The sequence below is a fragment of the Endozoicomonas sp. ONNA1 genome, assembly GCF_024606325.1.
In the GTDB taxonomy this organism is placed as follows: Bacteria; Pseudomonadota; Gammaproteobacteria; order Pseudomonadales; family Endozoicomonadaceae; genus Endozoicomonas_A.
The window spans coordinates 1-1,294 of sequence record NZ_JAHHPN010000193.1 but is presented as its reverse complement, the minus strand read 5'-3'; the positions used below and the strand labels follow the sequence as shown (position 1 = coordinate 1,294).

General features: G+C 45.4%; 1 protein-coding gene. It reads left to right on the top strand.

The window, feature by feature from the left end; all coding sequences use genetic code 11:
- Positions 1 to 413: 413 nt before the first annotated feature.
- On the top strand, positions 414 to 1,187 hold the full coding sequence (locus KDK19_RS04445) for a type IV pili methyl-accepting chemotaxis transducer N-terminal domain-containing protein (RefSeq protein WP_257254390.1): 774 nt from the start codon (positions 414 to 416) through the stop codon (positions 1,185 to 1,187).
- Positions 1,188 to 1,294 lie beyond the last annotated feature (107 nt).

Genomic DNA, 1,294 nt, shown 5'->3' with positions numbered 1-1,294 from the left:
AGCAGAACTTATTAGCGTCTTGTTTGTCCCACACCAGAGGCAACGATGGCCTCGGAATTGACTCTTAACTTCTATGTCGGAAACACTTTAAGGTGACAACAGATAGCAGCATAAAATGACAATGCACGACAGTATCCTGTTGAGAGAAAGCTGTCTCATACTATCGACGTTGACGGCTTATGCTTTTTTTTTCGTTGTCAGCTTGGTTTTTCCGACAACTTCGCATAATTACCCAGCACTGGCATATATTCTGCACTTCCCCTTGCAACGCAACCTGTTGAATCCATAACTCATCAGGATGACCCGAAATAGCGCAAGGAGCGATCAAAACAGTGCAGATTTCCAGAATACTTCCCGACTTTCGCCCACTTTTATGTTGCTGTACGCACCTGGGCTTCGTAACGGTGTTTTTAATGGCATACTCAGGGGTGACTTCAGCCGCTTTAAACGATGCCGAGGCGGTCAACACATCCGGTCTGCAACGGATGCTTTCTCAGCGAGTCGCTAAAAGTTACCTGATGATCGGGGCCGACATTAACTCAGAAGAAGCTAAAGAGCAGCTCTATAAAAGCATTATTCTCTTTGAAAATAATTTTCACGCTTTATCAAATTACGCGCCCAACGATGAAATCAAACACCAGCTAAGAGTCATTGAGAAAGACTGGAAAAGCTACAAAAAAATAGCACTGTCGACACCCGACAGAGGAGCAGCTACCGAACTCATTCAAAAGGCTCTGACTGTATTCAACAGCAGCAATGATCTGGTCACATTAATTGAAAAGCACTCGGCCACCAGTAAAGCCAGGCTCATCAACGTTTCAGGTCGACAGCGCGCACTCAGCCAGAGAATTGCCATGTATTATCAGGCTTTGGCCTGGGGCGTGGGTGACGACTATGAGAGAGATTTTGAAGAATCCATGGCTCTGTTCGAAAGCTCACTGAATGAACTCGACCAGTCCCCGGTGAATACTCCTGAAATCAGAAAACTGCTCGCCAAGGTTAAAGCACAATGGTTTTTTTCCAAATCAGGTTTTACGCAATATAAAGAGGGACGTTACATGCCAACAGCCATCTCTGTCACCACTGAATCCATTCTCAAGAAAATGCAAGTTCTGACTCAAAAGTATGAACAGGTCATGGTCAATAGTCAGGGGGTCGCCAGCAGCTACTCCCCGGCCTACCTGTGAAACAAACCATTCGGGTAAGTTTCATGAAGCCCATAGACGATACAGCTTAATTAGGGAAAGGCAGAACACCTTTCCCTTCGATTCGATCAGGTTTCAATTCCCACAAT